Annotated in this window: 19 protein-coding genes, 1 tRNA gene and 1 riboswitch; of the genes, 10 read left to right on the top strand and 10 right to left on the bottom strand. The window is 38.3% G+C overall.

Annotation, left to right across the window (positions count from 1 at the left end; translation table 11 throughout):
* Nucleotides 1-62 precede the first annotated feature (62 nt).
* The 5 genes from ISP71_06840 to bioB are packed head-to-tail and all read left to right on the top strand — an operon-like array spanning nt 63 to nt 5,310.
* Nucleotides 63-1,124 carry an 8-amino-7-oxononanoate synthase gene (locus ISP71_06840; protein ID MBL6663801.1) on the top strand — a complete coding sequence of 354 codons (1,062 nt, stop codon included), beginning with the start codon at nt 63-65 and terminating at the stop codon, nt 1,122-1,124.
* Entirely contained in the window at nt 1,124-1,738 is a 615-nt protein-coding gene (bioD, locus tag ISP71_06835; GenBank protein ID MBL6663800.1) for a dethiobiotin synthase, read from the top strand. Before ISP71_06840 ends, bioD begins: the two co-directional genes overlap by 1 nt.
* Nucleotides 1,735-2,997: an adenosylmethionine--8-amino-7-oxononanoate transaminase gene (gene bioA, locus ISP71_06830; protein ID MBL6663799.1), complete on the top strand. Its 1,263-nt coding sequence runs from the start codon at nt 1,735-1,737 to the stop codon at nt 2,995-2,997. Before bioD ends, bioA begins: the two co-directional genes overlap by 4 nt.
* A gap of 18 nt (nt 2,998-3,015) precedes the next feature.
* Complete coding sequence (locus tag ISP71_06825) at nt 3,016-4,185, top strand: beta-ketoacyl synthase (protein MBL6663798.1); 1,170 nt, start codon at nt 3,016-3,018, stop codon at nt 4,183-4,185.
* 30 nt (nt 4,186-4,215) lie between these two features.
* Nucleotides 4,216-5,310 carry a biotin synthase BioB gene (gene bioB, locus ISP71_06820; protein MBL6663797.1) on the top strand — a complete coding sequence of 365 codons (1,095 nt, stop codon included), beginning with the start codon at nt 4,216-4,218 and terminating at the stop codon, nt 5,308-5,310.
* Here the strand turns inward: bioB and ISP71_06815 are convergent.
* The 5 genes from ISP71_06815 to rsgA all read right to left on the bottom strand — a co-directional run bounded on the left by ISP71_06815 (nt 5,300) and on the right by rsgA (nt 7,973).
* The gene (locus ISP71_06815; GenBank protein ID MBL6663796.1) at nt 5,300-5,713 is read right to left on the bottom strand and encodes a hypothetical protein; all 414 of its coding nucleotides are present in this window, start codon (nt 5,711-5,713) and stop codon (nt 5,300-5,302) included. The two genes, bioB and ISP71_06815, sit on opposite strands and share 11 nt — an antisense overlap.
* A 1-nt stretch (nt 5,714) precedes the next feature.
* Nucleotides 5,715-5,966, bottom strand: coding sequence for a hypothetical protein (locus ISP71_06810; GenBank protein MBL6663795.1), 252 nt, complete (start codon nt 5,964-5,966; stop codon nt 5,715-5,717).
* A gap of 302 nt (nt 5,967-6,268) precedes the next feature.
* Nucleotides 6,269-6,592 (bottom strand): nucleotide pyrophosphohydrolase, encoded by a 324-nt coding sequence (locus tag ISP71_06805; protein MBL6663794.1) that lies wholly within the window; start codon nt 6,590-6,592, stop codon nt 6,269-6,271.
* Nucleotides 6,592-7,044 carry a D-tyrosyl-tRNA(Tyr) deacylase gene (locus ISP71_06800; protein MBL6663793.1) on the bottom strand — a complete coding sequence of 151 codons (453 nt, stop codon included), beginning with the start codon at nt 7,042-7,044 and terminating at the stop codon, nt 6,592-6,594. The genes ISP71_06805 and ISP71_06800 overlap by 1 nt, the downstream gene beginning before the upstream one ends.
* Entirely contained in the window at nt 7,041-7,973 is a 933-nt protein-coding gene (gene rsgA / locus ISP71_06795; protein MBL6663792.1) for a ribosome small subunit-dependent GTPase A, read from the bottom strand. The genes ISP71_06800 and rsgA overlap by 4 nt, the downstream gene beginning before the upstream one ends.
* Nucleotides 7,974-8,039: 66 nt before the next feature.
* Here rsgA and ISP71_06790 point away from each other — a divergent pair, with 66 nt between their 5' ends.
* Nucleotides 8,040-8,615 carry a hypothetical protein gene (locus ISP71_06790; protein MBL6663791.1) on the top strand — a complete coding sequence of 192 codons (576 nt, stop codon included), beginning with the start codon at nt 8,040-8,042 and terminating at the stop codon, nt 8,613-8,615.
* A 23-nt stretch (nt 8,616-8,638) separates the two neighbouring features.
* A complete protein-coding gene (locus ISP71_06785; protein ID MBL6663790.1) occupies nt 8,639-9,334 on the top strand; it encodes an ATP-binding cassette domain-containing protein in 696 nt (231 codons plus the stop codon).
* Here ISP71_06785 and metF read toward each other — a convergent pair.
* Both metF and metH read right to left on the bottom strand, forming a co-directional pair.
* On the bottom strand, nt 9,331-10,284 hold the full coding sequence (gene metF / locus ISP71_06780; protein ID MBL6663789.1) for a methylenetetrahydrofolate reductase [NAD(P)H]: 954 nt from the start codon (nt 10,282-10,284) through the stop codon (nt 9,331-9,333). The two genes, ISP71_06785 and metF, sit on opposite strands and share 4 nt — an antisense overlap.
* A gap of 16 nt (nt 10,285-10,300) precedes the next feature.
* Nucleotides 10,301-13,951 (bottom strand): methionine synthase, encoded by a 3,651-nt coding sequence (gene metH, locus ISP71_06775; GenBank protein MBL6663788.1) that lies wholly within the window; start codon nt 13,949-13,951, stop codon nt 10,301-10,303.
* 56 nt (nt 13,952-14,007) lie between these two features.
* Nucleotides 14,008-14,110: riboswitch (SAM riboswitch) on the bottom strand.
* Between the two features lie 201 nt (nt 14,111-14,311).
* On the opposite strand from metH, the gene ISP71_06770 reads away from it, so the two are divergent.
* The gene (locus tag ISP71_06770) at nt 14,312-15,601 is read left to right on the top strand and encodes a methionine adenosyltransferase (GenBank protein MBL6663787.1); all 1,290 of its coding nucleotides are present in this window, start codon (nt 14,312-14,314) and stop codon (nt 15,599-15,601) included.
* Nucleotides 15,602-15,753: 152 nt separating this feature from the next.
* A complete protein-coding gene (locus ISP71_06765) occupies nt 15,754-18,381 on the top strand; it encodes a hypothetical protein (GenBank protein ID MBL6663786.1) in 2,628 nt (875 codons plus the stop codon).
* A gap of 278 nt (nt 18,382-18,659) precedes the next feature.
* On the opposite strand, the gene der is transcribed toward ISP71_06765, so the two are convergent.
* From der to ISP71_06750, 3 genes are read right to left on the bottom strand one after another with little or no spacing between them, the layout of a single operon-like run.
* Nucleotides 18,660-19,964, bottom strand: coding sequence for a ribosome biogenesis GTPase Der (der, locus tag ISP71_06760; GenBank protein MBL6663785.1), 1,305 nt, complete (start codon nt 19,962-19,964; stop codon nt 18,660-18,662).
* Nucleotides 19,965-19,966: 2 nt separating this feature from the next.
* Complete coding sequence (era, locus tag ISP71_06755; GenBank protein ID MBL6663784.1) at nt 19,967-20,851, bottom strand: GTPase Era; 885 nt, start codon at nt 20,849-20,851, stop codon at nt 19,967-19,969.
* Between the two features lies 1 nt (nt 20,852).
* The gene (locus ISP71_06750; protein MBL6663783.1) at nt 20,853-22,808 is read right to left on the bottom strand and encodes an ABC-F family ATP-binding cassette domain-containing protein; all 1,956 of its coding nucleotides are present in this window, start codon (nt 22,806-22,808) and stop codon (nt 20,853-20,855) included.
* 89 nt (nt 22,809-22,897) lie between these two features.
* Here ISP71_06750 and ISP71_06745 point away from each other — a divergent pair.
* Nucleotides 22,898-22,970 (top strand) — tRNA-Met (locus tag ISP71_06745).
* Nucleotides 22,971-23,093 lie beyond the last annotated feature (123 nt).

The following is a 23,093-nucleotide window of genomic DNA, read 5'->3' as shown; positions in this document are numbered from 1 at the left end:
GGCTTCAAATATTAGCATTCACTAAATCACAACCTTTAATTTATGCTATATTTGAACTTGTAATGTTCGAGGAAAAATTAAAAAATAAACTCTCTGAAAGGCAAGGCAAAAATGCTTTACGTCAGCTGAAGACAAGTTCAGATTTAATCGACTTTTGTTCTAATGACTATTTGGGATATGCTAAACTACATCATCCAAATGAGCACCCCATGGGTGCTACAGGCAGTCGATTAATTAGTGGGACGAGCAATTTGCACCTACAAACAGAACAAGAAATCGCCAACTACCATAATACTGAATCGGCTCTGATATTCAATTCTGGCTACGATGCCAACCTTGGTTTTTTTTCGTGCGTTCCCCAAAAAGAAGATACCGTTATATACGACCAACTGTGCCACGCTTCTATTCGTGATGGCATACGTTTAGGATTGGCTCGTAGCTTTGCTTTCAAACACAACGACCTTAATCATCTTAAAGAAAAGATGAAACAAGCCAGTGGGCAAATTTTTGTGGTGGTAGAAAGTGTTTATTCTATGGACGGTGATTTCTCCCCTTTAGAAGAACTATCCTCTTTATGCCAGACATACCATGCTAAATTGATTGTAGATGAAGCCCACGCTTTCGGAGTTTTTGGGACTAAAGGACAAGGGCTATGTCAAGATGCCTACGCTAGAATATATACTTTTGGCAAAGCATTAGGAAGTCATGGTGCAGCCGTTGTGGGCAGTCAGATATTGATAGACTACTTGGTTAATTTTTCAAGACCATTCATTTACACTACGGCATTAGCTCCTCATTCAATAAAAAGAATAAGCTGGGCATACCAACACATTACAACTGCAAAAGAACGAATACAACTGCAAAACAACATCGCCTATTTTAAGTCGAATTGCCAAAACAAAAGACTGATAGAAAGCTCATCGGCTATACAATGTGTGCTGATTGGAGGTAATGACAAGACCAAAAAAATAGCCGAACTCTTAGCAACACAGCACCTTGATGTACGAGCTATTTTGCACCCAACGGTAGAAGAAGGCAAGGAACGTTTAAGGATATGCTTACATGCTTTCAATACTAAGGATGAAATTCTTAAACTTTGCCAAATTATTAATGACATTGAATGATGAGATACTTTGTTACAGGCATAGGTACAGAAATTGGCAAAACTATTAGTTCAGCCGTATTGGTAGAAGCTCTAGAAGCAGACTATTGGAAACCTATACAAGCTGGTGAATTGGAAAACAGTGACACACAAAAAGTGTTCAATTTAATTTCAAATACTAAAAGTCAGTTTCATCAAGAAAGTTATCGACTAAAAGCCGCTATGTCGCCACACGCAGCATCACAAAGAGAAGGTCTTGAAATACAACTGTCCAATTGTAAAGTCCCATCAACAGAAAACACACTAATCATAGAAGGAGCTGGAGGACTATTAGTGCCTTTAAATCATACCGATTGTATCATTGATTTAATTCCTCTTTTTAATGCTGAAACTATACTCATCAGCCAACATTATTTGGGAAGTATAAACCACACACTATTGAGTGTAGAAGCCTTACAAAAAAGAGGGTTAAGTATAAAAGGCATTCTATTTAATGGAGAAGAAAACAAGGATACGGAAGACATTATCTTATCCAAAACAGGACTTCCTACATTGGGACGAATACCACCAATTGAAGACATCAACAAAGACACCATTAAAGCAGTTGCTCAACACTTTAAACATTTAACTTCATGAGCATTTCATCTGACGACAAAAAGTATATATGGCATCCCTTCACACAGATGAAAACTGCCGAAAACCCCATTCCTATCGTTAGAGGGGAAGGCACATTATTGATAGATGAAAATGGCAAAACATATATCGATGCTATTTCTTCTTGGTGGGTCAACTTACACGGGCATGCCCACCCCTACATAAGCCAAAAAGTGAGCCAACAACTCGACACCATAGAGCACCTTATGTTTGCAGGTTTTACCCACCAAGCAGCCACTACTCTATGTGCTAAATTAAGTAAGCATTTACCCATCAATCAACACAAATTTTTCTTTTCTGGCGATGGTTCTTCAGCTGTAGAGATAGCCTTAAAAATGTGTATTCAGTATTGGAAAAACAAAGGAATAGAACGGCATAGAATATTAGCTCTGGAAGGGGGCTATCATGGCGAAACCTTTGGTGCAATGTCGGCAGGTGCTAAAAGTATTTTTTCTGCACCGTTTGAAGATTATCTTTTTGAAGTCGAACACCTACCCTTTCCCAATGAGGAAGAAGAAACTCTTACAGCTCTTAAAGAAAAATTAGAAGGGGGTAAAGTAGCTTGTTTTATTTTCGAACCCTTGGTACAAGGTGCGGCTGGTATGCGCATGTATTCTGCTCAAGTCCTCAACAAAATGATAGCATTATGTAAGCAATACGATGTCTTATGCATTGCCGATGAAGTTATGACTGGCTTTGGTAGGACAGGCAGCTATTTTGCTTGTAATCAACTTATCGAAACTCCCGATTTAATGTGTCTTTCTAAAAGTCTTTCAGGTGGCGCTTTACCTATTTCTCTGACTAGCTGCAGTCAGGCTATTTTTGATTCATTTTTAGGAAATGACCTTAGCACAGCTTTCCTTCACGGACATTCCTTTACTGGCAATCCTCTAGGGTGTGCTGCCGCCATAGCTAGTCTAGAATTATTAGAACGAGAAGAATGTCAAGAGCAAATAAAAAGCATTTCTAAGTCACATAATACTTTTGCTCAGCAAATTGCTATGCACCCCAAAGTGAAAAACCTCAGGCAATGTGGCACCATTTTAGCAATGGATATTGTGAGTAAAGAAAGTGGCTATTCTAGTGATGTTAAGCAATTGCTTTACCAACATTTTATTGAAGACGGCGTCTTACTTCGTCCTCTAGGCAATGTCCTATATATTATCCCTCCATACTGTATAAGCCATCAAGAATTACAAACCGTTTATAATAGCATTTTGAAAGCTTTGGAAAAGGTCTAAAAATGTATCTTTGAACCTATGCAAGATATACTCATCATTTCAAAATCCTCAGTGTCGGCACTTGGTCACGACAAGGATAGTATTTGGAAAAAATATCAGAGCAAAGAAACAGCCATTACAATGTGCTGTTTTAATGATAGAGATACGCCAACCGCTAAATTACAATCAGAAACGGAAGATGAATTGCAACATTTAAGAAAAGAAAATAACCATTATCGCCGATTAGACAAAAGCGTTCTATTGGGTATAATGGCAGGCAGACAAGCACTAAAACAAAGTGGCTGGAATAACTTTTCCAAGGTGGGGATTAATATGGGCTCATCAAGAGGTGCGACCCAACTTTTCGAAAAATACCACCGCCATTTTATAGAATCGCCCAATGATAGAATGACGCCTTTAGTATCTCCCACCACAACCTTAGGAAATATTGCCTCATGGCTAGCCTTCGATTTAGGTACTCAAGGAGCTACACTATCACACTCCATAACTTGTAGTACAGCCTTACACTCCATACTCAACGCTTGTATTTGGATAAAAAGTGGAACTACAGAACGTTTTATTGCGGGTGGTAGCGAAGCACCATTAAGTGATTTTACCATAGCTCAAATGAGAGCGTTAGGCATATATACCAAGAATATTGATAGCGAATGGCCATGCTCCCCACTAAATGATAGCTACAAGTCCAACACCATGGTATTGGGCGAAGGCTCAGCCGTCTTTTGTTTAGAGAAAAATAAAGGACAAAAATCATTAGCCAAAATAGTTGGTTTGGGCTATGCAACAGAACACATCAAACATCCAGCATCCTTATCAGCCGATGCTGATTGCATCAGAAAGAGTATGCAAATGGCTTTGGAAGACAGTCGTCTAAGCCAAGTCGATGCTATTGTAATGCACGCCCCTGGCACAACTCAAGGCGATCAAGCTGAGCTAAAAGCTATCAAAACAGTATTTGGAGAAAATAGCCCACACCTAATAAGCACAAAACACCATAGCGGTCATACTTTCGGAGCATCGGGCGGACTAAGTTTAGACTTAGCTATAGATATGCTCAATAAACAATCCCTTATTGCTTTCCCCTACCCAACGGATATAGAACAAAAAAATATAGCACCTAAAAGCATAATGGTAAATGCTGTAGGATTTGGAGGAAATGCCGTAAGTATTATAGTTCAAAAAACAGATTAAAAGCTATATTTGTTACATAAAGCAAACGATATGAATAAGAGTTGGACAACACAAGACGTTTTAGATATTTACAATAAACCCTTAATGGCCTTGATATTTGAGGCGGCACAAGTACACCGACAAAACCATAATCCTCTTGAAGTTCAGATTAGCACTTTATTATCCATTAAAACTGGCGGTTGTCCTGAAGACTGCGGCTATTGTCCTCAAGCTGCAAGATACCATACTGATATAGAAACCAACGACTTGATGAGTGTATCACAAGTCAAAGCACAGGCCTTAAGAGCAAAAGCTAACGGTTCATCACGCTTATGTATGGGTGCGGCATGGCGTAACATTCAAAATAACGAAGAGTTCGACCAAGTCCTTGAAATGGTAAAAACAGTCAATGGTTTAGAAATGGAAGTATGTTGTACATTAGGTATGATGACTGAAGAACAAGCACAACGTTTAGCTGATGCTGGGCTTTATGCTTATAACCACAACTTAGACACTTCTGAAGAACACTACAAAGAAATTATTTCTACCAGAGATTATGAAGATAGAATAAAAACGATTGAAAATGCGTCAAAGGCAGGTATTAGTGTATGCTCAGGTGGTATCGTTGGTATGGGAGAGTCAGTAGAAGATAGATGCGATATGTTAGTCACTTTGGCCAATATGAACCCTCAACCTAAGTCTGTGCCCATCAATGCATTAGTAGCAGTAGAAGGTACACCACTAGAAGACCAAGAAACCATATCTATCTGGGAAATGGTAAGAATGGTGGCTACTACTCGAATAGTGATGCCAAAAGCTGTAGTCAGACTTTCTGCAGGAAGAACCGAAATGAGTGATGAAGGTCAAGCTTTATGCTTTATGGCTGGAGCATCATCTATCTTTGCTGGAGATAAGCTATTAACTACGCCCAACCCAGATATCAATCAAGACATGAAACTCTTTGACATTTTAGGCATACAACCTAAAGAACCTTTCGTCGATGGAAAACAACCAACTACCAAAGAAAGCTACAAGAAGTGCCTTTCGACAAGAGGTAACGTCAAATGGAATAGACCCAATCATACTATTGAACGCAATGAAACGGCTAAAGAAAAAGCTATAGCCGCTAAGAAAACTACAGCTTAAACAAGTCTTCTACTGCATCGTAGGTAGATTTCAACAGTTTAGTTTCATTCAGATATTTAATGACTTTCTTTTTATCCTCTTGACTTACTAGCTCTAAGTCTATGTAAAGCAATTTGTTTTTTTCTCTAAATACATATTCTCCTTCTTCAATAAAAACGCCTTTCAATTTTGATATCTTCAGTGTTTTCGTCAAATTATTACCGCTTTTAATACAATCACCTTGTATATGCAAATAAGGAAGAAACAAAGAAATCACGATTAGAACGAGGTAAGAAAAGAGTAGTATATGAAGAAGAAAAGGCGGAGTGACAAAGAAATTAGACAGAATATAGATTACTGATAAAATCCCTAAGATAAACAACCATTTTTTCTTATGACGCTTTGAGTAGTATACTTTCAACATATTAAACATAGTTTTCTAAAGATTGTTCTCCAATAAATTGCAGCAAATTATCTTTGGTTTTATCATCTAAATACTTGAGATTTAGTCTTAAGTCATCGTTCTCTGTTAGAAAAATGACATAAGAATCATTAATAATAATATTAACGAGTTCATTTATCTTCATTTTTTTGAAGTAAAATCCATTTTGAATCAATGCTTTGTCAGTAATGACTAGTACAGGTTTATTGATATACATCAAGAAGATATATAGCATATTGACAAAAAAGAATAAAAAGACAAACGAGCGATTTATTATTATAAAAAGCAAGAGAAACAGGAAGGTCAGTAATAAAAAAGTAAATCGGTATTTATTAGAATAATATAAGTTTGTAAATGGTTTCATAATTTTAAGTTTAAGTAGTTAGTGGGTTATCTTAATTCAAGATATCGAACAATAGGAAATCATATCATCATATTGATATAAAGTATAATGAAAAGTATTGAAAGAAATAGAGGGTATTTAAAGGACTCTGTTTTTTCATGAAAAGATGTTTAATTCGGTTCAAATATAGCAAATTATTTTAATTTGGGGTTTCCTAGATGACGATTAGCATCTCTCATCGTCTTGATTTTCAGTTTATTATCAAAAGATTCTTGCAAATTCACATCGGTCTGATTGGCTATGCACAGCAACACAAAAAGAACATCGGCAAGTTCTTCACCTAAATCAGAATTATCGCTTTCTTTAAAGGATTGTTCGCCATACTTACGTGCCATAATTCGTGCCACCTCTCCCACTTCTTCAGAGAGTATTGCCATATTAGTCAGTTCATTAAAATAGCGAACACCGTATTTTTTTATCCACTCATCTACCTGTTGTTGTAATTGTTGTATTGACATTATTCTTTGTTTTTTGAATCGATTAGTAGGGTTACAGGGCCATCGTTACACAAATTAACTTGCATATTAGCTCCAAATTGGCCAGTCAGAACTTGGCTTTGGGAGTCTTCACTCAAGCGTTTTATAAAGGCTTGGTAAAGAGGTATAGCAACCTCTGGACGTGCCGCCTCAATAAATGAAGGTCTATTGCCTTTTTTAGTTTTGGCATGTAAAGTAAATTGACTGACTACCAATAATTGCCCCTTGACATCAATAACAGATTTATTCATCTGATTATTCTCATCGGCAAAAATACGGAGGTTGGCTATTTTTTTACTGAGCCATTCAACATCTTGTTCCGTATCCGAATGTTCTATACCCAATAGAATGAGTAAACCTTGTTGAATCTGACTATAAATCTGACCGTCTATACTGACTGAAGCCTCCGAAACACCTTGTATGACTACTCTCATTTTTCGTAACGGTTTATTCTAAAACTTTCTTCATCTTGCTCTAGCATATTGAGGTAGTTTTTATATCGAGAAGGTGCTATTTCACCATTTTCTAGAGCTAATTTAACAGCACATTTAGGCTCGTTGATATGCAAACAATTATTGAACTTACAATCTGATTTTAGCTTAAAAAATTCTACAAAGTAATCGCCTAGCTCATACTTATCCATTTCTATTAGCCCAAAACCTCTGACACCGGGCGTATCAATGATAGATGCTCCAAAATCGAGGTCGTGCATTTCTGAAAAAGTTGTGGTATGTTGTCCTTGTTGGTGCTGTTCAGAAATTTCTTGGGTAGTAATATTTAAATTGGGCTGAATACTGTTTAATAAGGTGGACTTGCCCACTCCTGAGTGTCCAGAAATTACATTGACTTTAGATTTCATCAATTCCTTAATATCTGAGAAGTCATCATTTAGAGTACTTTTGGATAAACAACGGTAGCCAATCTTCTCATAAATAGAACGCCTTTCTTCCAAGAGAGCTAAAGTTGCTTTATCGTATAAATCGGTTTTATTGAATAGTATAACTACGTCCACGCCATAAGCTTGAGCAGACACTAAAAAACGGTCTATAAATCCCGTCGAAGTTTGAGGACTTTGCATCGTTACGACTAAAATAGCTTGGTCTATATTAGAGGCTAGAATATGTGTTTGTTTAGAGAGATTCACCGATTTTCTGACGATGATATTTTTTCTATCAAACAATTCATCAATTAGAAAGGAATCTTCTTCTTGACTGAGCAAAACTTTATCGCCAACCACAATTGGATTGGTACTTTTTATGTCTTGCATACGAAACTTACCACGAATACGGCAATTCAATAATTCACCATCATCTGTTTTGACGATATACCAACTTCCTGTAGATTTTATAACAACCCCTTGCATTAGCACAAATATACTATCTTAATTGGTGTATTTGCATTTGCTTATATTTGAAAAAAATGAAGCCTAGTGAAAAACTACCTGAAATTACTTTTTATTATTTTCTTATTTAGTCAGTGTGAAGTTTCTAATTATGTTAAATATGGAGCCACTTCAGCCAAATTTAAAATCAGAAATGACACAGCATACGTTCATGGGATACTCGGGAAAAAAGCATACCACCGATTGGAAAACCTTATTGATAAAAACCCTCAGCTAAAGACACTAACACTACTAGATGTTCCTGGCTCTATTGATGACGATTATAACATTAAATCTTGCTATTTGATAAATGATAAAAAACTAAACACGCATTTAACTTCAAAATCTATCATAGCTTCTGGTGGTGTAGATTTTTTTCTTGCTGGACAACAAAGAAGTATTGAACAAGGTGCCAAAGTTGGTGTTCACTCGTGGAGTGATGGGTTTGAAGATGGTGCAAACATAGCTAGAGAAGATAGCTCTCACCATTTGTTTTTAGGCTTTTACAAGAGTATCAACATAGACACCTCATTTTATTGGTTCACACTACAGTCTGCTAGTGCTGATTCTATACATTGGTTGACATACGATGAAATGATTCGTTATGGAGTGATAAAAAATTAAGTCAATTGACTTATCTTCGCACTATGTCTATTCAAGTTAAAGAGGTTAGCAAGTATTATGGCCAACAAGCCGCTCTGCAATCGGTTTCTTTGGAAGTTAAGAAAGGTGAGATTGTGGGCTTTTTAGGACCTAATGGGGCTGGTAAATCTACACTAATGAAAATCATTACCACCTACTTAACTGCTGATGAGGGGCAAGTCGAGGTATGCCAAGAAAATGTGGAGGAAAACCCATTAAGCGTACGCCAAAAAGTAGGCTACTTAGCCGAGCATAACCCCTTGTATTTAGAAATGTACATTAAAGAATACTTGGGTTTTATAGCCGATTTATACGGCTGTTCTAAAGAACGTGTAAGTGATATGATAGAGCTAACTGGATTAAGTCCAGAGCAACACAAAAAAATAGGAGAATTATCTAAAGGATACCGTCAAAGAGTAGGTTTAGCAGCGGCATTGATACACGAACCTGAAGTCCTTATTTTGGATGAACCTACCACAGGATTAGACCCTAATCAGTTGGTAGAAATAAGAAACCTCATCAAAAATAGTGGTAAGAATAAAACCGTTATGTTGTCTACCCACATCATGCAGGAAGTAGAAAAAATGTGCAATAGAGTTATTATTATCAATAAAGGCAAAATTGTTGCCGACGAACAGCTCGAATCCCTCAAAGCCAAAAAGGTAGATTTAGAATCCTATTTTCAACAACTGACAGCCTAAAATAATTCTGAGGCTATCTTATACACATTGTCAGAATTGCCCATGGTATAAAAATGCAAACAAGGCACACCACTTGCCTTCAATTCTTTACACTGTTCAATAGCCCATTCTATTCCAAACTGACGCGCCTCTTTATTATCTTTACATTGGCTGATACCATCGGACAAATCGCTAGGAATATCAATGTGAAAACGTTGTGGCAAAAGCGTCAATTGTTTTTTGGTTGAGATGGGTTTAATACCTGGTATTATAGGAATATCAATCCCTATGGCTCGGCATTCTTTTACAAAGTCAAAATACTTTTTATTGTCAAAAAACAACTGAGTAACAATGTATTCGGCTCCTAAATCTACCTTTTGTTTCAAATATTGTAAATCTGATTTCATATTAGGAGCTTCAAAGTGTTTTTCTGGATAGGCAGCCACCCCAATACAAAAGTCTGTTTTATAATCTTGGGCTATTTCGGGTTCTAAAAGTATTCCCTTATTCATATTCGATACTTGTTGCAACAACTCACTGGCGTATGCATGTCCATCTTCTTCTGGCTTAAAATAAATTTCAGATTTTATGGGATCACCACGCAATACTAAGACGTTATCTATGCCCAAAAAATTCAGGTCGATTAAGGCGTTTTCGGTTTCTTCCTTGTTGAAGCCACCACAAATAATATGAGGTACGGTATCTACTTGATACTTGTTCATTATAGCAGCACAAATACCAACTGTTCCGGGTCGTTTACGAACAGCTCTTCTTTCCAACAGTCCATTGGCTTTGCTTTTATAGATATGCTCTTCTCTATGATAAGTAACATCGATAAAAGGAGGCTTGAACTCCATAAGAGGGTCAATAGCATCAAAAATAGATTGTATGCCTTGCCCCTTTAAGGGAGGTAATAACTCAAAGGAAAATAATGTCTCTTGAGCTTCTTTTAAGTGGTTGGTTATCTTCATTTTTTAATTTTTAATATTAGTAGGCTAGGTTTGGTGCTAACCATTTTTCTACTTCTTCAAGGGTTGTGCCCTTGCGTTGTGCTAAACTTTCAATTTGGTCTTTTTGTATTTTACCCAAGCCAAAGTATTTGGACTGAGGGTGCGAGAAATACAAACCACTAACCGATGCTGCTGGATACATCGCTAAACTCTCCGTCAAAGAAACGCCTATGTTATTGGTCGCATTGAGAAGTTCAAAAATGCTAACTTTTTGAGTGTGGTCAGGACAAGCAGGATAACCTGGTGCTGGGCGTATTCCTTGGTATTTTTCTTTAATCAAACTTTCATTATCCAAAGCTTCTTGATGGCTATAACCCCAAAGTTTAGTTCTAACTTGCCAATGCATGTATTCGGTACAGGCTTCTGCCAATCGGTCAGCAAGAGCCTTTAGCATAATGCTAGAGTAATCGTCGTTTTCTTGTTCAAATCGGTTTATGTGTTCTTCTATTCCTAAACCTGCTGTACAAACAAAAGCCCCTAAATAATCGGAAAGACCACTGTCTTTGGGTGCGATAAAATCTGCCAATGCAAGGTTGTTAGCTTTGACCGATTTTTGAGTTTGTTGTCGTAAAGTATGAATTTCTTTGAGCTTTTCATTTCTACTTTCGTCAGTAAACAAATGAATGTCATCATCCTTACTATTGGCAGGCCATATTCCTATTACGGCTTTGGCCTTAAGCCACTTTTCAGAAACAATGTTGTTAAGCATAGCTTGGGCATCGGCATACAATTCTTGTGCTTGTTCACCAATAAGCTCATCGTTTAACAAATCTGGAAACTTACCGTGCAATTCCCAACTTTGAAAAAATGGTGTCCAATCGATATAAGGAATTATTTCCTCTAAATGAATAGTATCAAAAACCTCAACACCTAGTTTTTTGGGCAGATATAAGTCCTCTTTGTTCCACTCTATGGCTAGTTTATTTTGTCTAGCAATATCAATAGGAAGATAGGTTTTTGCTGTTTTACGATTCAAGTAATTATCCCTTAGTTTGGTATATTCTTTACTTAAATCTTCAAAATAGTGGTCTTGGCTAACTTGATTGGCTACATTGACAGAACGAGAAGCATCTATGACGTGTACAGCCTTGTCATAATGGGGTGCTATTTTCACAGCCGTATGCACTCGTGAAGTGGTAGCACCACCTATCAATAAGGGAATATCAATCTGTTGATGTTTCATAGCTTTGGCTATTTGTACCATCTCGTCTAATGAAGGAGTAATGAGTCCACTTAGACCAATAATATCGACTTGATGTTTTTGGGCTTCTTCTAGTATTTTTTCCATAGGTACCATAACACCCAAATCAATAATGTCGTAGTTATTACAAGCTAAGACCACGCCCACAATATTTTTTCCAATGTCATGCACATCTCCTTTGACGGTAGCTAACAAGACCTTTCCTGCTTTTGTTGATTGACTATTTTCTTCTAGCATATAAGGTTCTAAAACAGCTACGGCCTTTTTCATTACTCTAGCACTTTTGACTACTTGTGGCAAAAACATTTTACCGCTACCAAACAAGTCGCCAACAACATTCATGCCGTCCATTAAGGGCCCTTCTATCACTTGCAAAGGTTTGTCCAATTGTTGTCGAGCTTCTTCAGTGTCTTCTTCTATGTATTCTATCCAACCATTGACCAAAGCGTGTTTTAAACGTTCTTCAACCGATTGCTTACGCCACTCTAAGTCATTGACTTTGTTCGCTTTCTTTTGGTCTTTGACGGTTTCGGCAAATTCTAAAAGACGCTCAGTAGCATCAGCTCGTCTATTCAATAAAACGTCTTCCACTCGTTCTAACAATTCTTTAGGAATTTCTTCATAGACTTCTATCATACCAGCATTGACAATTCCCATGTCTAGACCTGCTTTTATGGCGTGATACAAAAAGGCCGAGTGCATGGCTTCTCTGACCGTATTATTGCCTCTAAAAGAAAAAGAAATATTACTGACACCTCCACTCACTTTAGCTAGTGGCAAGTTGTCTTTAATCCATTGCGTTGCTCGTATAAAATCAAGGGCATAATTGTTGTGTTCTTCTAAGCCAGTAGCTACCGTCAAAATATTAGGGTCAAAGATGATGTCTTGAGGGGGAAAAGCAACTTTTTCTACCAATAAATGATAGGCTCTTTGGCAAATTTCAATCCTACGCTGATAATTATCGGCTTGACCATCTTCATCAAATGCCATAACAATAACTGCTGCGCCATAACGCTTCACTAATTTGGCACGTTGTATGAAAGCATCTTCGCCATCTTTCAAAGAAATAGAATTGACAATACCTTTTCCCTGTATGCATTGTAATGCCGATTCGATTATCTCCCATTTGGAAGAATCTATCATAATGGGTACTTTACAAATGTCTGGTTCAGAGGCAATAAGGTTAAGAAAATGCACCATGGCTGGTTGGCCTTCTATCAATCCATCGTCCATATTGACATCTATCACTTGAGCTCCTGCCTCGACTTGTTGACGAGCCACCGACAAAGCCGTTTCATAGTCATCGGCTTTAATGAGTTTCCTAAAACGAGGAGAACCCGTTACGTTGGTACGTTCCCCCACATTCAAAAAGTTGGTTTCCGAAGTATAAACCAAAGGCTCTAAGCCACTAAGTTTTAGGTAAGGTACTTGTTTTTTCTTTGGTCTAGGAGGATACTTTTTGACCATGTCAGCAAATGCCTGTATGTGTTCGGGCGTGGTACCACAACAGCCCCCAACAATATTAACCAAACCATCTTTGACAAAAGTTTCGAGCTGACTAGCCATAGCTTGTGGCGATTCATCATATCCTCCCATTTCGTTAGGTAGTCCAGCATTGGGATAAGCACTCACATAAAAATCAGATTGGTCTGATAAGTCTTTGATATGGGGTTTCATAGCTGATGCCCCTAAGGCACAGTTAAAGCCCACAGAAAGTAAGGGAATATGAGCAATAGAAGTTAGAAAGGCTTGAGCCGTCTGACCAGAAAGTGTTCGACCACTAGCATCGGTAATGGTGCCAGATACCATAATGGGCAATCGGTATGCCTTGCTTTCAAACACTTCTTCAATAGCAAACAAAGCCGCTTTACAATTGAGGGTATCAAAAACGGTTTCCACTAATAAAATATCAACCCCACCATCTATTAAGGCACTCACCTGTTGAGCATAGGCCACCTTTAATTCATCAAAACTTACTGCTCTAAAGGCAGGATTATTGACATCAGGAGATAAAGAGGCAGTTCGGTTAGTAGGACCAATAGCACCAGCTACAAAACGAGGTTTTTGTGGGTCTTTGGCAGTAAATTCTGTAGCCACTTCTTTGGCAATCTTAGCGGATTGAAAATTGATATCATAAACACTACCTTCCAATTGATAATCGGCTTGGGCTATGCTAGTACCACTAAACGTATTCGTTTCTATAATATCTGCACCAGCTTCAAAATATTCGGCGTGAATAGTTTTGATTATATCAGGTCTTGTCAGCGATAATAAATCGTTATTACCTTTGAGGTTACAAGGGTGGTCAATAAAACGCTGACCTCTAAAATCTGACTCTTGTAAATCATAAGGCTGTATCATAGTACCCATAGCACCATCTAATACTAAAATACGCTCTTGTAGAATGTCCTCAATGCTCTTTTTCATAAAATAAGTCTTTAACTAAGACCTATCATGAAAGATGTTGAAAATGGAATGGATTATTCTCATCTGTCTTCGACTATTCGAAGTGGGAGTTAGCACCCTGCTTGGTCAGGGTTGCTAAGACATCATCGGGCCCATTCCCTCCGTCTTTCTTGATAAGTTGGTGCAAAGGTAAGCCCAAAATAATTTATAATGCAAAAAATTAATGAAATTATTTTTCTTGAAAATATTTTTCTAATTTTGCCAACGATTTAACAAGTGGATAAATTTGGCTGATTGCAACCACTCCTAAAAAATGCTAAAACAGGAATGAATCGCATCGGCTATCTTCACTTGAATTTTTTAACATAAAGACAATTAAAGATGGCTTATTTTTTCACCTCAGAATCCGTATCAGAAGGACATCCAGACAAAGTAGCTGACCAAATATCAGATGCTCTACTGGACAATTTTTTAGCCCAAGACCAAGACTCTAAAGTGGCTTGTGAAACTCTAGTAACTACGGGTCTTACCGTACTTAGTGGAGAAGTCAAGACTTCGGCCTATGTAGATGTACAAAAGATAGCAAGACAGGTTATTCACAAGATTGGCTACAACAAATCGGAGTACCAATTTGATGCCGATAGCTGTGGTGTAATTTCTGCTATACACGAACAGTCGGCAGACATCAACCAAGGCGTAGAAGCCAACAAAGGTTTGCATGCAGAACAAGGTGCTGGTGACCAAGGTATGATGTTTGGCTATGCCACAGACGAAACCGACAACTATATGCCTTTAGCCCTAGATTTATCGCACCGTATTCTAATAGAATTGGCAGAAATTAGACGTGAAGGTAAAGAGATGACCTACCTAAGACCTGATTCTAAATCTCAGGTTACTATAGAATATAGCGACGACCACCAGCCTATTCGCATCGAGGCTATTGTAGTATCTACCCAGCACGATGAGTTCATTTTGCCAAAAGACTCGAGCCCAAGCGCAATAAAGGAAGCTGAAGACAGTATGCAAAAGCAAATAGAGAAAGATGTTAAAACCATTCTTATCCCTAGAGTAAAAGCTCAATTGGAAGAACGCCAACAACAATTGTTTGGTGACGAAAAATACCACGTTAATCCTACTGGTAAATTTGTAATTGGCGGTCCGCATGGCGATACAGGGCTAACAGGACGAAAAATTATTGTGGATACTTATGGTGGTAAAGGTGCACACGGTGGAGGTGCTTTTTCAGGAAAAGACCCTTCTAAAGTAGACCGTTCGGCAGCCTATGCTACTCGTCATATTGCTAAAAATTTAGTAGCTGCAGGATTGTGCAAACAAGTATTGGTGCAAGTGTCCTATGCTATTGGCGTAGCTAAACCCATGGGAATTTTTGTAGATACTTATGGTACTGCCCAAGTAGATTTTTCTGATGGGGAGATTGCTAAAGCTATAGAAAACATTTTTGATATGCGTCCGGCAGCTATCATAGAACGTCTAAAACTTAAAAACCCTATCTATCAAGAGACAGCAGCCTACGGACATATGGGAAGAACACCACAAACTAAAACGTTCTCTTTCAATGTAGAAGGGCAAACTAAGGAAATGACCTTAGAAACTTTCACTTGGGAAAAATTGGATTATGTGGATAAGGTGAAAGCAACTTTCGGATTGTAAAATACCCCTCTGTCTTCGACTCCGCTCAGACATCGGCTGTTTACTTAGACATCGGTATTATTCTGTTGTCTGAGCGGAGCCGAAGACAACAAAAAATATATACTATTCTGATAAATTTGTATATTTGCCACACTTAAAGAAAATATGAAACAATGAAAAAATTACTTTTCTTAGCTACGCTACTAGCTTTTACACAGATAACATACGCACAAAAAGGTTTTGGAACAAACAACCCAGACCCTAGGTCTATCATAGAACTACAATCTACCGATAAGGCTTTGTATTTACCACGATTAACTATGGCACAAATCAATGCTCAAAGCGATTGGAAAGCTGGAATGATTGTGTACAATACCGATAGCAATTGCGTCTTTTTTAGAAGCGATGCCGAATGGGATTGTGTAGGAATGGATGGCGATGCTTGGTCAGTTCACAAAGAAGATACCGTTGGCTTAGCCATAAGACACGGTGATGTGCAAGTATTCAATGAAGACTCCATTGCTTCAGGCGAGGGTAAAGAAGTAATCCCCGGTTTTGAAGCACTTAACACCAATAGTGTTAGCACATATAATAGTTCGATTGATTTTGGGGGTATCATCACTATGTTTGATAAAGATGTAGAGGAGGCAGCCAATTCTTTTCACTGCGATAAAACACCAGGAAGTACTGCCGACTGGGGCTTTGGTTACAAATTCACTAAGGCATACCACATTGTGAGTACTCGCTTTCGTGCTCAAGGAGACGATGGAAATTTCTACGAAAGAACGGGTGGTGGTAAGTTCAAACTGTATAGAGGAGGAACACTAGTCTATACTAGTGATGAAATTGCCTCTGCCGATGGGGTATCGAAGTATACACCAAATGAGTTTCCAGATGTCATTGCCGATGAAATTCGCTACATCTTTGAAGCAGGAAAAACAACCAATAGAGGAGACTACAGATTCAATGCCTGTGAATGGGAAATTTATGTCGAGGAAATAAATCCTGATGTTACCATATTTTTTGCCGATGTTGAGTTAAATAGGGTTGGAATAGGTACAAACACCCCAACAGAACGATTGCATGTAGATGGAGGAGTGAAAATAACTTCTATGGCAGTAGGGTTGGACGAGGATGAAGTTGTGTTGGTTAATTCGGAAGGCATTTTAAGAAAATCGCCAAGGTCAGAAACAGGGGACGGAGATGCTTGGTCAGTAGATAAGGAAGATACCACTAATATAGCCCAACGCTATGGCGATGTATCCGTCCTAGCCAGTTTACCGATTGGTAGTGAAGGTAAAATCATCCCAGATTTCGAAGCTTTTAGCAGTTCTAGTTTTGGTTATTTCAATGCTACCCATTCTAATGGTGCTGAATCTACCCTATTTAATGGCGCTATTGAAGGAGGCACAAACTCCTTCCACGCCACACGTGTACAGAGTTCAGACCCATGGGGTATTGAGTATACCTTATCTAAAAACTATTACATTACTAAACTTCGTTTTCGAGCCCAGTCAGATGGTACTGGATATGAACACATAGGTTCTGCTAGATTTCGCCTGTATAAATACAACGAATTAGTTTATACTAGCCCTGTCATAACATCACCAACTTCAGCCTCAGAATGGACCACCTTTGACTCCATAAACGTAGAAGCTAGCCATATAACCTATCGTTTCGGTGTTGGGAACACTACACCCGGAGGAGATGGCGTCTTCAATGCCTGTGAGTGGGAGATAATGGGAGTACAATCGGATGATGATGCTATTGATGTATTTTTTGCAGACGTATCTGCCAAAAGTGTAGGTATTGGCACCAAAACACCTTCTGCAAATTTGCACGTAGCAGGAGATGCTAAAATAACTGAAATGACAACTGGTTCAACGAGTGATGAAATGGTAGTCGTAGGAAGTGATGGACTATTAAAAAAAATGAATCTATCTCCTTGGGATTTAAGAGGAAATGCGTCTATTGCTGATACTAATTTCTTAGGAACTACCGATGCCCAAGATTTAGTTTTCAAATCCAATGATACCGAACGAATGCGTATTTATGATGGTGGTGATGTTCAATATTTTGGTCAAGAAGCTAGTCCGACTGGCACGGCACAAGAAATAGTCACTAACGACGAGGCATATAATAATGCCAATTTTGGGTTATATAATGCCACACGACAATATGGTGCTAATTCAACTTTATTTAACGACGCTACAGAAAGTGGAGCAGGTTCTTTCCACTTAAATCGCACTACAACCGATATAGATTGGGGCTTTGGCTACACCTTTAATACTAAATACTACATCACTTCAATTCGAATTCAAGCACAATCTTCTGGAACAGGAAGTTGGAATTTAAGAACTGGTGGTGGTGAATTTAGATTATATAAAGATGGAGTTCACGTGTATACTAGTGGTACTATAGCAGCTGCATCAGGGCCTTCGGCTTGGACTACTGCTGACGTACCCAATGTAGTAGCTGATGAAGTGCGATATATATTCCCTGACGGCGTAAATACTTCAAATGGAGATGCTGTTTTCAATGCTTGCGAGTTTGAAATAGAGGGACAAGCTTATTCTGAAACTACTGATGCATTATTTTATGGTAATGCAGCCTCAGGATTTGTTGGCATAGGCACTACTACACCCACAGAACGTTTAGATGTCAATGGTACAGTCAAAGCTAGTGAGCTTAACTTGACCAATTTACCTGTCTATGCCGATGATGCTGCAGCGGGTACTGGTGGGCTTAGTGCTGGTGATGTCTATCGCACTACTACGGGTGAGCTAAGGATAAAACTGTAAGACTGAACAAACATCTCTGTCCTCTGTCTACGACTCCGCTCAGACATCGGTTGTTTACTTAGACATCGGTATTATTCTGTTGTCTGAGCGGAGCCGAAGACAAAGGCTGTTTATTTAGACATCGGTACTATTCTGTTGTCTGAGCGAAGCCGAAGACAAAGGCTGTTTATTTAGACATCGGTACTATTCTTTTGTCTGAGCGAAGCTGAAGACAAAGGCTGTTTATTTAGACATCGGTATTATTCTGTTGTCTGAGCGGAGCCGAAGACAAAGGTTATCTACTTCTTCCTAAAGAAAATCTGAAGGGGAACTCCGCTGAAGTCAAAACTTTCTCTGAGCTTATTTTCTATGTAACGCTTGTACGGCTCTTTAATATACTGCGGTAAATTGGCAAAAAAGGCAAAGGTTGGAGTCTTGGTTGGCAATTGTGTGCAAAACTTAATGCGTATGTATTTGCCTTTGGTAGCTGGTGGTGGGTTTTGCTCTATAAAAGGCAACATCACATCATTCAATTTAGAAGTGCTAATACGTGCTTTTCTATCTTCAGAAACTTTAATGGCTATTTCTAGAGCTTTCAACAAACGTTGCTTGGTTAGTGCCGAAATAAACAAAATAGGCACATCGGTAAAGGGAGCTATTTTTTCTCGTATTGCCGCCTCATAGGCTTTGGTTGTATGGGTATCTTTATCCACCAAATCCCATTTATTGACTAATATAACAATGCCTTTTCTGTTTTTGTCTGCCAAATGAAAAATACTTTGGTCTTGTGATTCAAAACCTAGTGTAGCATCAATAAGCAACAAACAGACGTCTGAATATTCTATCGAACGTATGGAACGCATGACAGAATAAAACTCCAAATCTTCACTGACTTTTTTCTTCTTACGAACACCAGCCGTATCAACTAGGACAAAATCGTGTCCAAACTTAGTATAGTGGGTGTCTAATGAATCTCGTGTTGTTCCAGCAATATCAGTAACGATATTCCTTTCCTCACCCACCAGGGCATTGACAAAAGAGGACTTGCCCACATTAGGTCGTCCTACAATAGCAAATCGAGGCAAATCGCTTTCTTCCTCAGCTACAGCATCAGGCAATTTAGCTATTAATTCATCAAGCAACTCCCCTGTTCCACTACCATTGATAGAAGATATACAGAAATAATCGCCCATGCCTAAGGCATACAGTTCTACGGCTTCTTGCATAATCTGACCGTTATCCACTTTATTAGCTACAAGAAAAACAGGCTTATCGGATTTCCTTAGGTGTTTGGCTACCGTCATATCCATATCGGTAACACCTTGTTGGGCATCAACTAAAAAGAGTATGGCATTCGCTTCTTCAATAGCCAAGTCCACTTGTTTGCGTATTTCGCCCTCAAAGATATCGTCCGAACCAACAATATATCCACCCGTATCAATGACAGAAAACTCCTTGCCATTCCAATCTGTCTTGCCGTAGTGTCTATCGCGAGTGACACCACTGACCGAATCCACTATGGCTTGTCGCTTTTGTATCAGCCTATTGAAAAAGGTTGATTTCCCTACATTAGGACGTCCAACTATTGCTACTATATTTCCCATTTCTATTGGTTATTGTAGCCGAATCGCTTCAGCTGTTTATCGTCATCACGCCAATCTTTATTGACCTTGACATATAAGTCCAAAAATATCTTTTTCTGGAAAAAAGTTTCCATATCTCTACGAGCTAAGGTGCCCACTTTCTTCAAGGCTCTACCCTTATGCCCTATAATAATCCCCTTTTGTGATTCTCTAGCCACAAAAATTATCGCTCTTATTTTTATGATGTCTTCTTCATCAAAAAATTCTTCTACTTCAATTTCTACAGAATATGGAATTTCCTTTTTGTAGTATTTGAGTATTTTCTCTCTAATAGTTTCGCTAACAAAAAAGCGTTCCGACTTATCGGTTAAAGCATCTTTTTCAAAATATGGTGGCGATACAGGAAGTAAGGCTTTTATTCTTGCCATAACCAAATCTAAATTGAATTTGTTGAGAGCCGAAATAGGGTGTATCTCGGCATTAGGCAACAATTCTTTCCAAAATAAAATCTGCTCTTTGACGAAGTCTTGCTCTACCCTATCAATTTTATTTAGCAACAGTAAAATGGGTAAATCGGTGTTTTTTAAACGCTCGAAAAGTTTCTCGTCTTTAAGCCCTTTTTCTCCCGTCTCTACCATGTACAACAATATATCGGCATCTTGAAAAGCACCGTGCACAAAGTCCATCATATTTTCTTGCAACTTATAGGCTGGATTCATTACACCTGGTGTATCAGAAAATACAATTTGGTGTTGCTCGTCATTAACGATACCCAATATACGGTGTCTTGTAGTCTGTGCCTTTGATGTGATAATGGACAATCGCTCGCCTACCAAAGCATTCATCAGTGTAGATTTCCCAACATTAGGGTTGCCTATAATATTTACATATCCTGCTTTATGCTCCATATCAGATAGTGTCTCGTTTGCGTTTTAATTCTTCTAAGCGTTCAAGATTGCGCTCCCAATCGGACATGTATTGCGCCAATTGTTTTTGCTTTTCTTGATATGATTCAAAGAATCCTGCTTGCGAAGATAACTCTTTGTATCGGTCTGGCTGTGACAATTCTGCATCTAATGCTTTCAGTTCCTTTTCTAAAGACTCTACCGAACGCTCCAAATTACCTACTTTATTAGACGTTTTCTTAATGTCTTTATCCAATTGCTTACGTTCTTGATAGCTGACTTTATTCTCCGTATCCTTAGATTTTGGAGAAGATGCATTTTGCTTATTTTCTAATTCAAACTGCTTGAAGTCCATGACTTTTTTGGCGTTCAAAAATTCATTGATATCACCCAAATATTCTTTTATGCCTTTAGCTTTAAACTCATAAACTTTTTCGCTCAGCCCTTGTAAAAAATCCCTATCGTGAGAAACAATAATTAGCGTACCATCATAGTTGTTTAGAGCGTTTTTCAAAATGTCTTTGGATACCATATCCAAATGATTCGTTGGCTCATCCATTATCAATAAATTGACAGGTTCTAGCAGCAATTTGCATAGAGCCACCCTAGCTCTCTCCCCACCAGACAAGACTTTTATCTTCTTTTGTGCGGCATCACCACTGAATAAAAAAGAACCTAACATATCCCTTACTCTTGGTCGGCTATGCTCGTCGGCGGCATCTTCAACCACTTGTAAAATGGTCTTATTCTCATCTAGCAACTCAGACTGATTCTGAGCGTAATAGCCTACTTTGACTTGGTGCCCGTATTCGACTTGACCCTCAAAAGGAATACTATCTACAATTATTTTTGCTAAAGTAGTTTTACCCTCACCATTTTTTCCTACAAAAGCTATTTTTTCGCCCCTTTCTAACAATAGGTCAATGCCTTTTAAGACTTCTAATTCATCATAACTTTTAGATACCTCATTGACCTTCAATGTGACTTTTCCAGAATGTGGAGCAGGAGGAAATTTAAAATGCATACTAGCCGTTTCATCTTGCTCCACTTCTATCATCTCCATTTTATCCAACTTCTTGATTAAGCTTTGAGCAAAAGCAGCTTTACTTTTCTTGTAGCGAAACTTATCTATCAGCATCTTAGTCTGTTTAACCTCTTTGTCTTGGTTTTTCTTAGACTGTATTTGCTTTTCTTGTCGGTCTTTTCTAAGTTCTACATACTTACTGTAACTCGCCTTATAGTCATTGGCTTTACCCAAAATCAAATCAATGGTTCGGTTGGTAACAGCATCTAAAAAAGCTCTGTCGTGAGAAACTAAAACAACTGCTCCTGAGTAGTTTTTGAGCCAACTTTCTAACCAAACTATAGATTCAATGTCTAAGTGATTGGTAGGCTCATCGAGTAATAATACATCGGGCTTACTCAATAGTATTTTAGCAAGTTCTAGTCGCATACGCCAACCCCCACTAAACTCATTGGTCTGTCGAGAAAAATCATCCAATTGAAAGCCTAAACCCAATAGTACTTGACTCATTTCAGACTGTATGGTATAACCACCCAATAAGCCAAATCGCTCGTTCAATTCATTGAGGTCGGTAATGAGCTGCATATAGCCTTCGGATTCGTAGTCGGTACGCTCACTCATTTCTAGATTAATAGCGTTTATTTTTTCTTCTAGCTCTTTGATTTCTTTGAAGGCTAATTCGGCTTCCTGCTGTACCGTACGTCCTTCCTCAAAATCCAAATCTTGACGTAAATAACCCAATGTAGAATCGTTAGGAGTAGAAATGCTACCCTCATTGGGAGATTGCTCACCAGAGAGTATTCGCAATAAAGTAGACTTGCCAGCACCGTTCTTTCCGACTAATCCAATGCGGTCGCCTTTATTGACCATAAAAGAAACCTTGTCAAAAAGCTCTTGACCACCAAAATAGACCGATATGTTATTCGCCGAAATCATAAGTCTGCAAAAGTACACTTTTTAGTATCCTTATAAAATGTGGATTTTTTTAGCAAAAACATATAATTAATGTATATTTGCCCTCACATCGCGAGGTGGAGCAGTTGGTAGCTCGTCGGGCTCATAACCCGAAGGTCGTAGGTTCGAGTCCTGCCCTCGCTACTAAAAACAAAATCGGTTTTTTAACCTAGAAAAGTGCGTTTAATCACGCACTTTTTTTATGTCAAAAATTAACCGTTTTTTGGAATGCGTACAAAGAAACGTACAAAAAGAAATTTCAGCCTT

Source organism: Flavobacteriales bacterium (assembly GCA_016779995.1).
Taxonomy (GTDB): domain Bacteria; phylum Bacteroidota; class Bacteroidia; order Flavobacteriales; family UBA7312; genus UBA8444.
The sequence above is the reverse complement of the archived record's forward strand: the minus strand, read 5'-3'. Positions and strand labels throughout refer to the sequence as shown.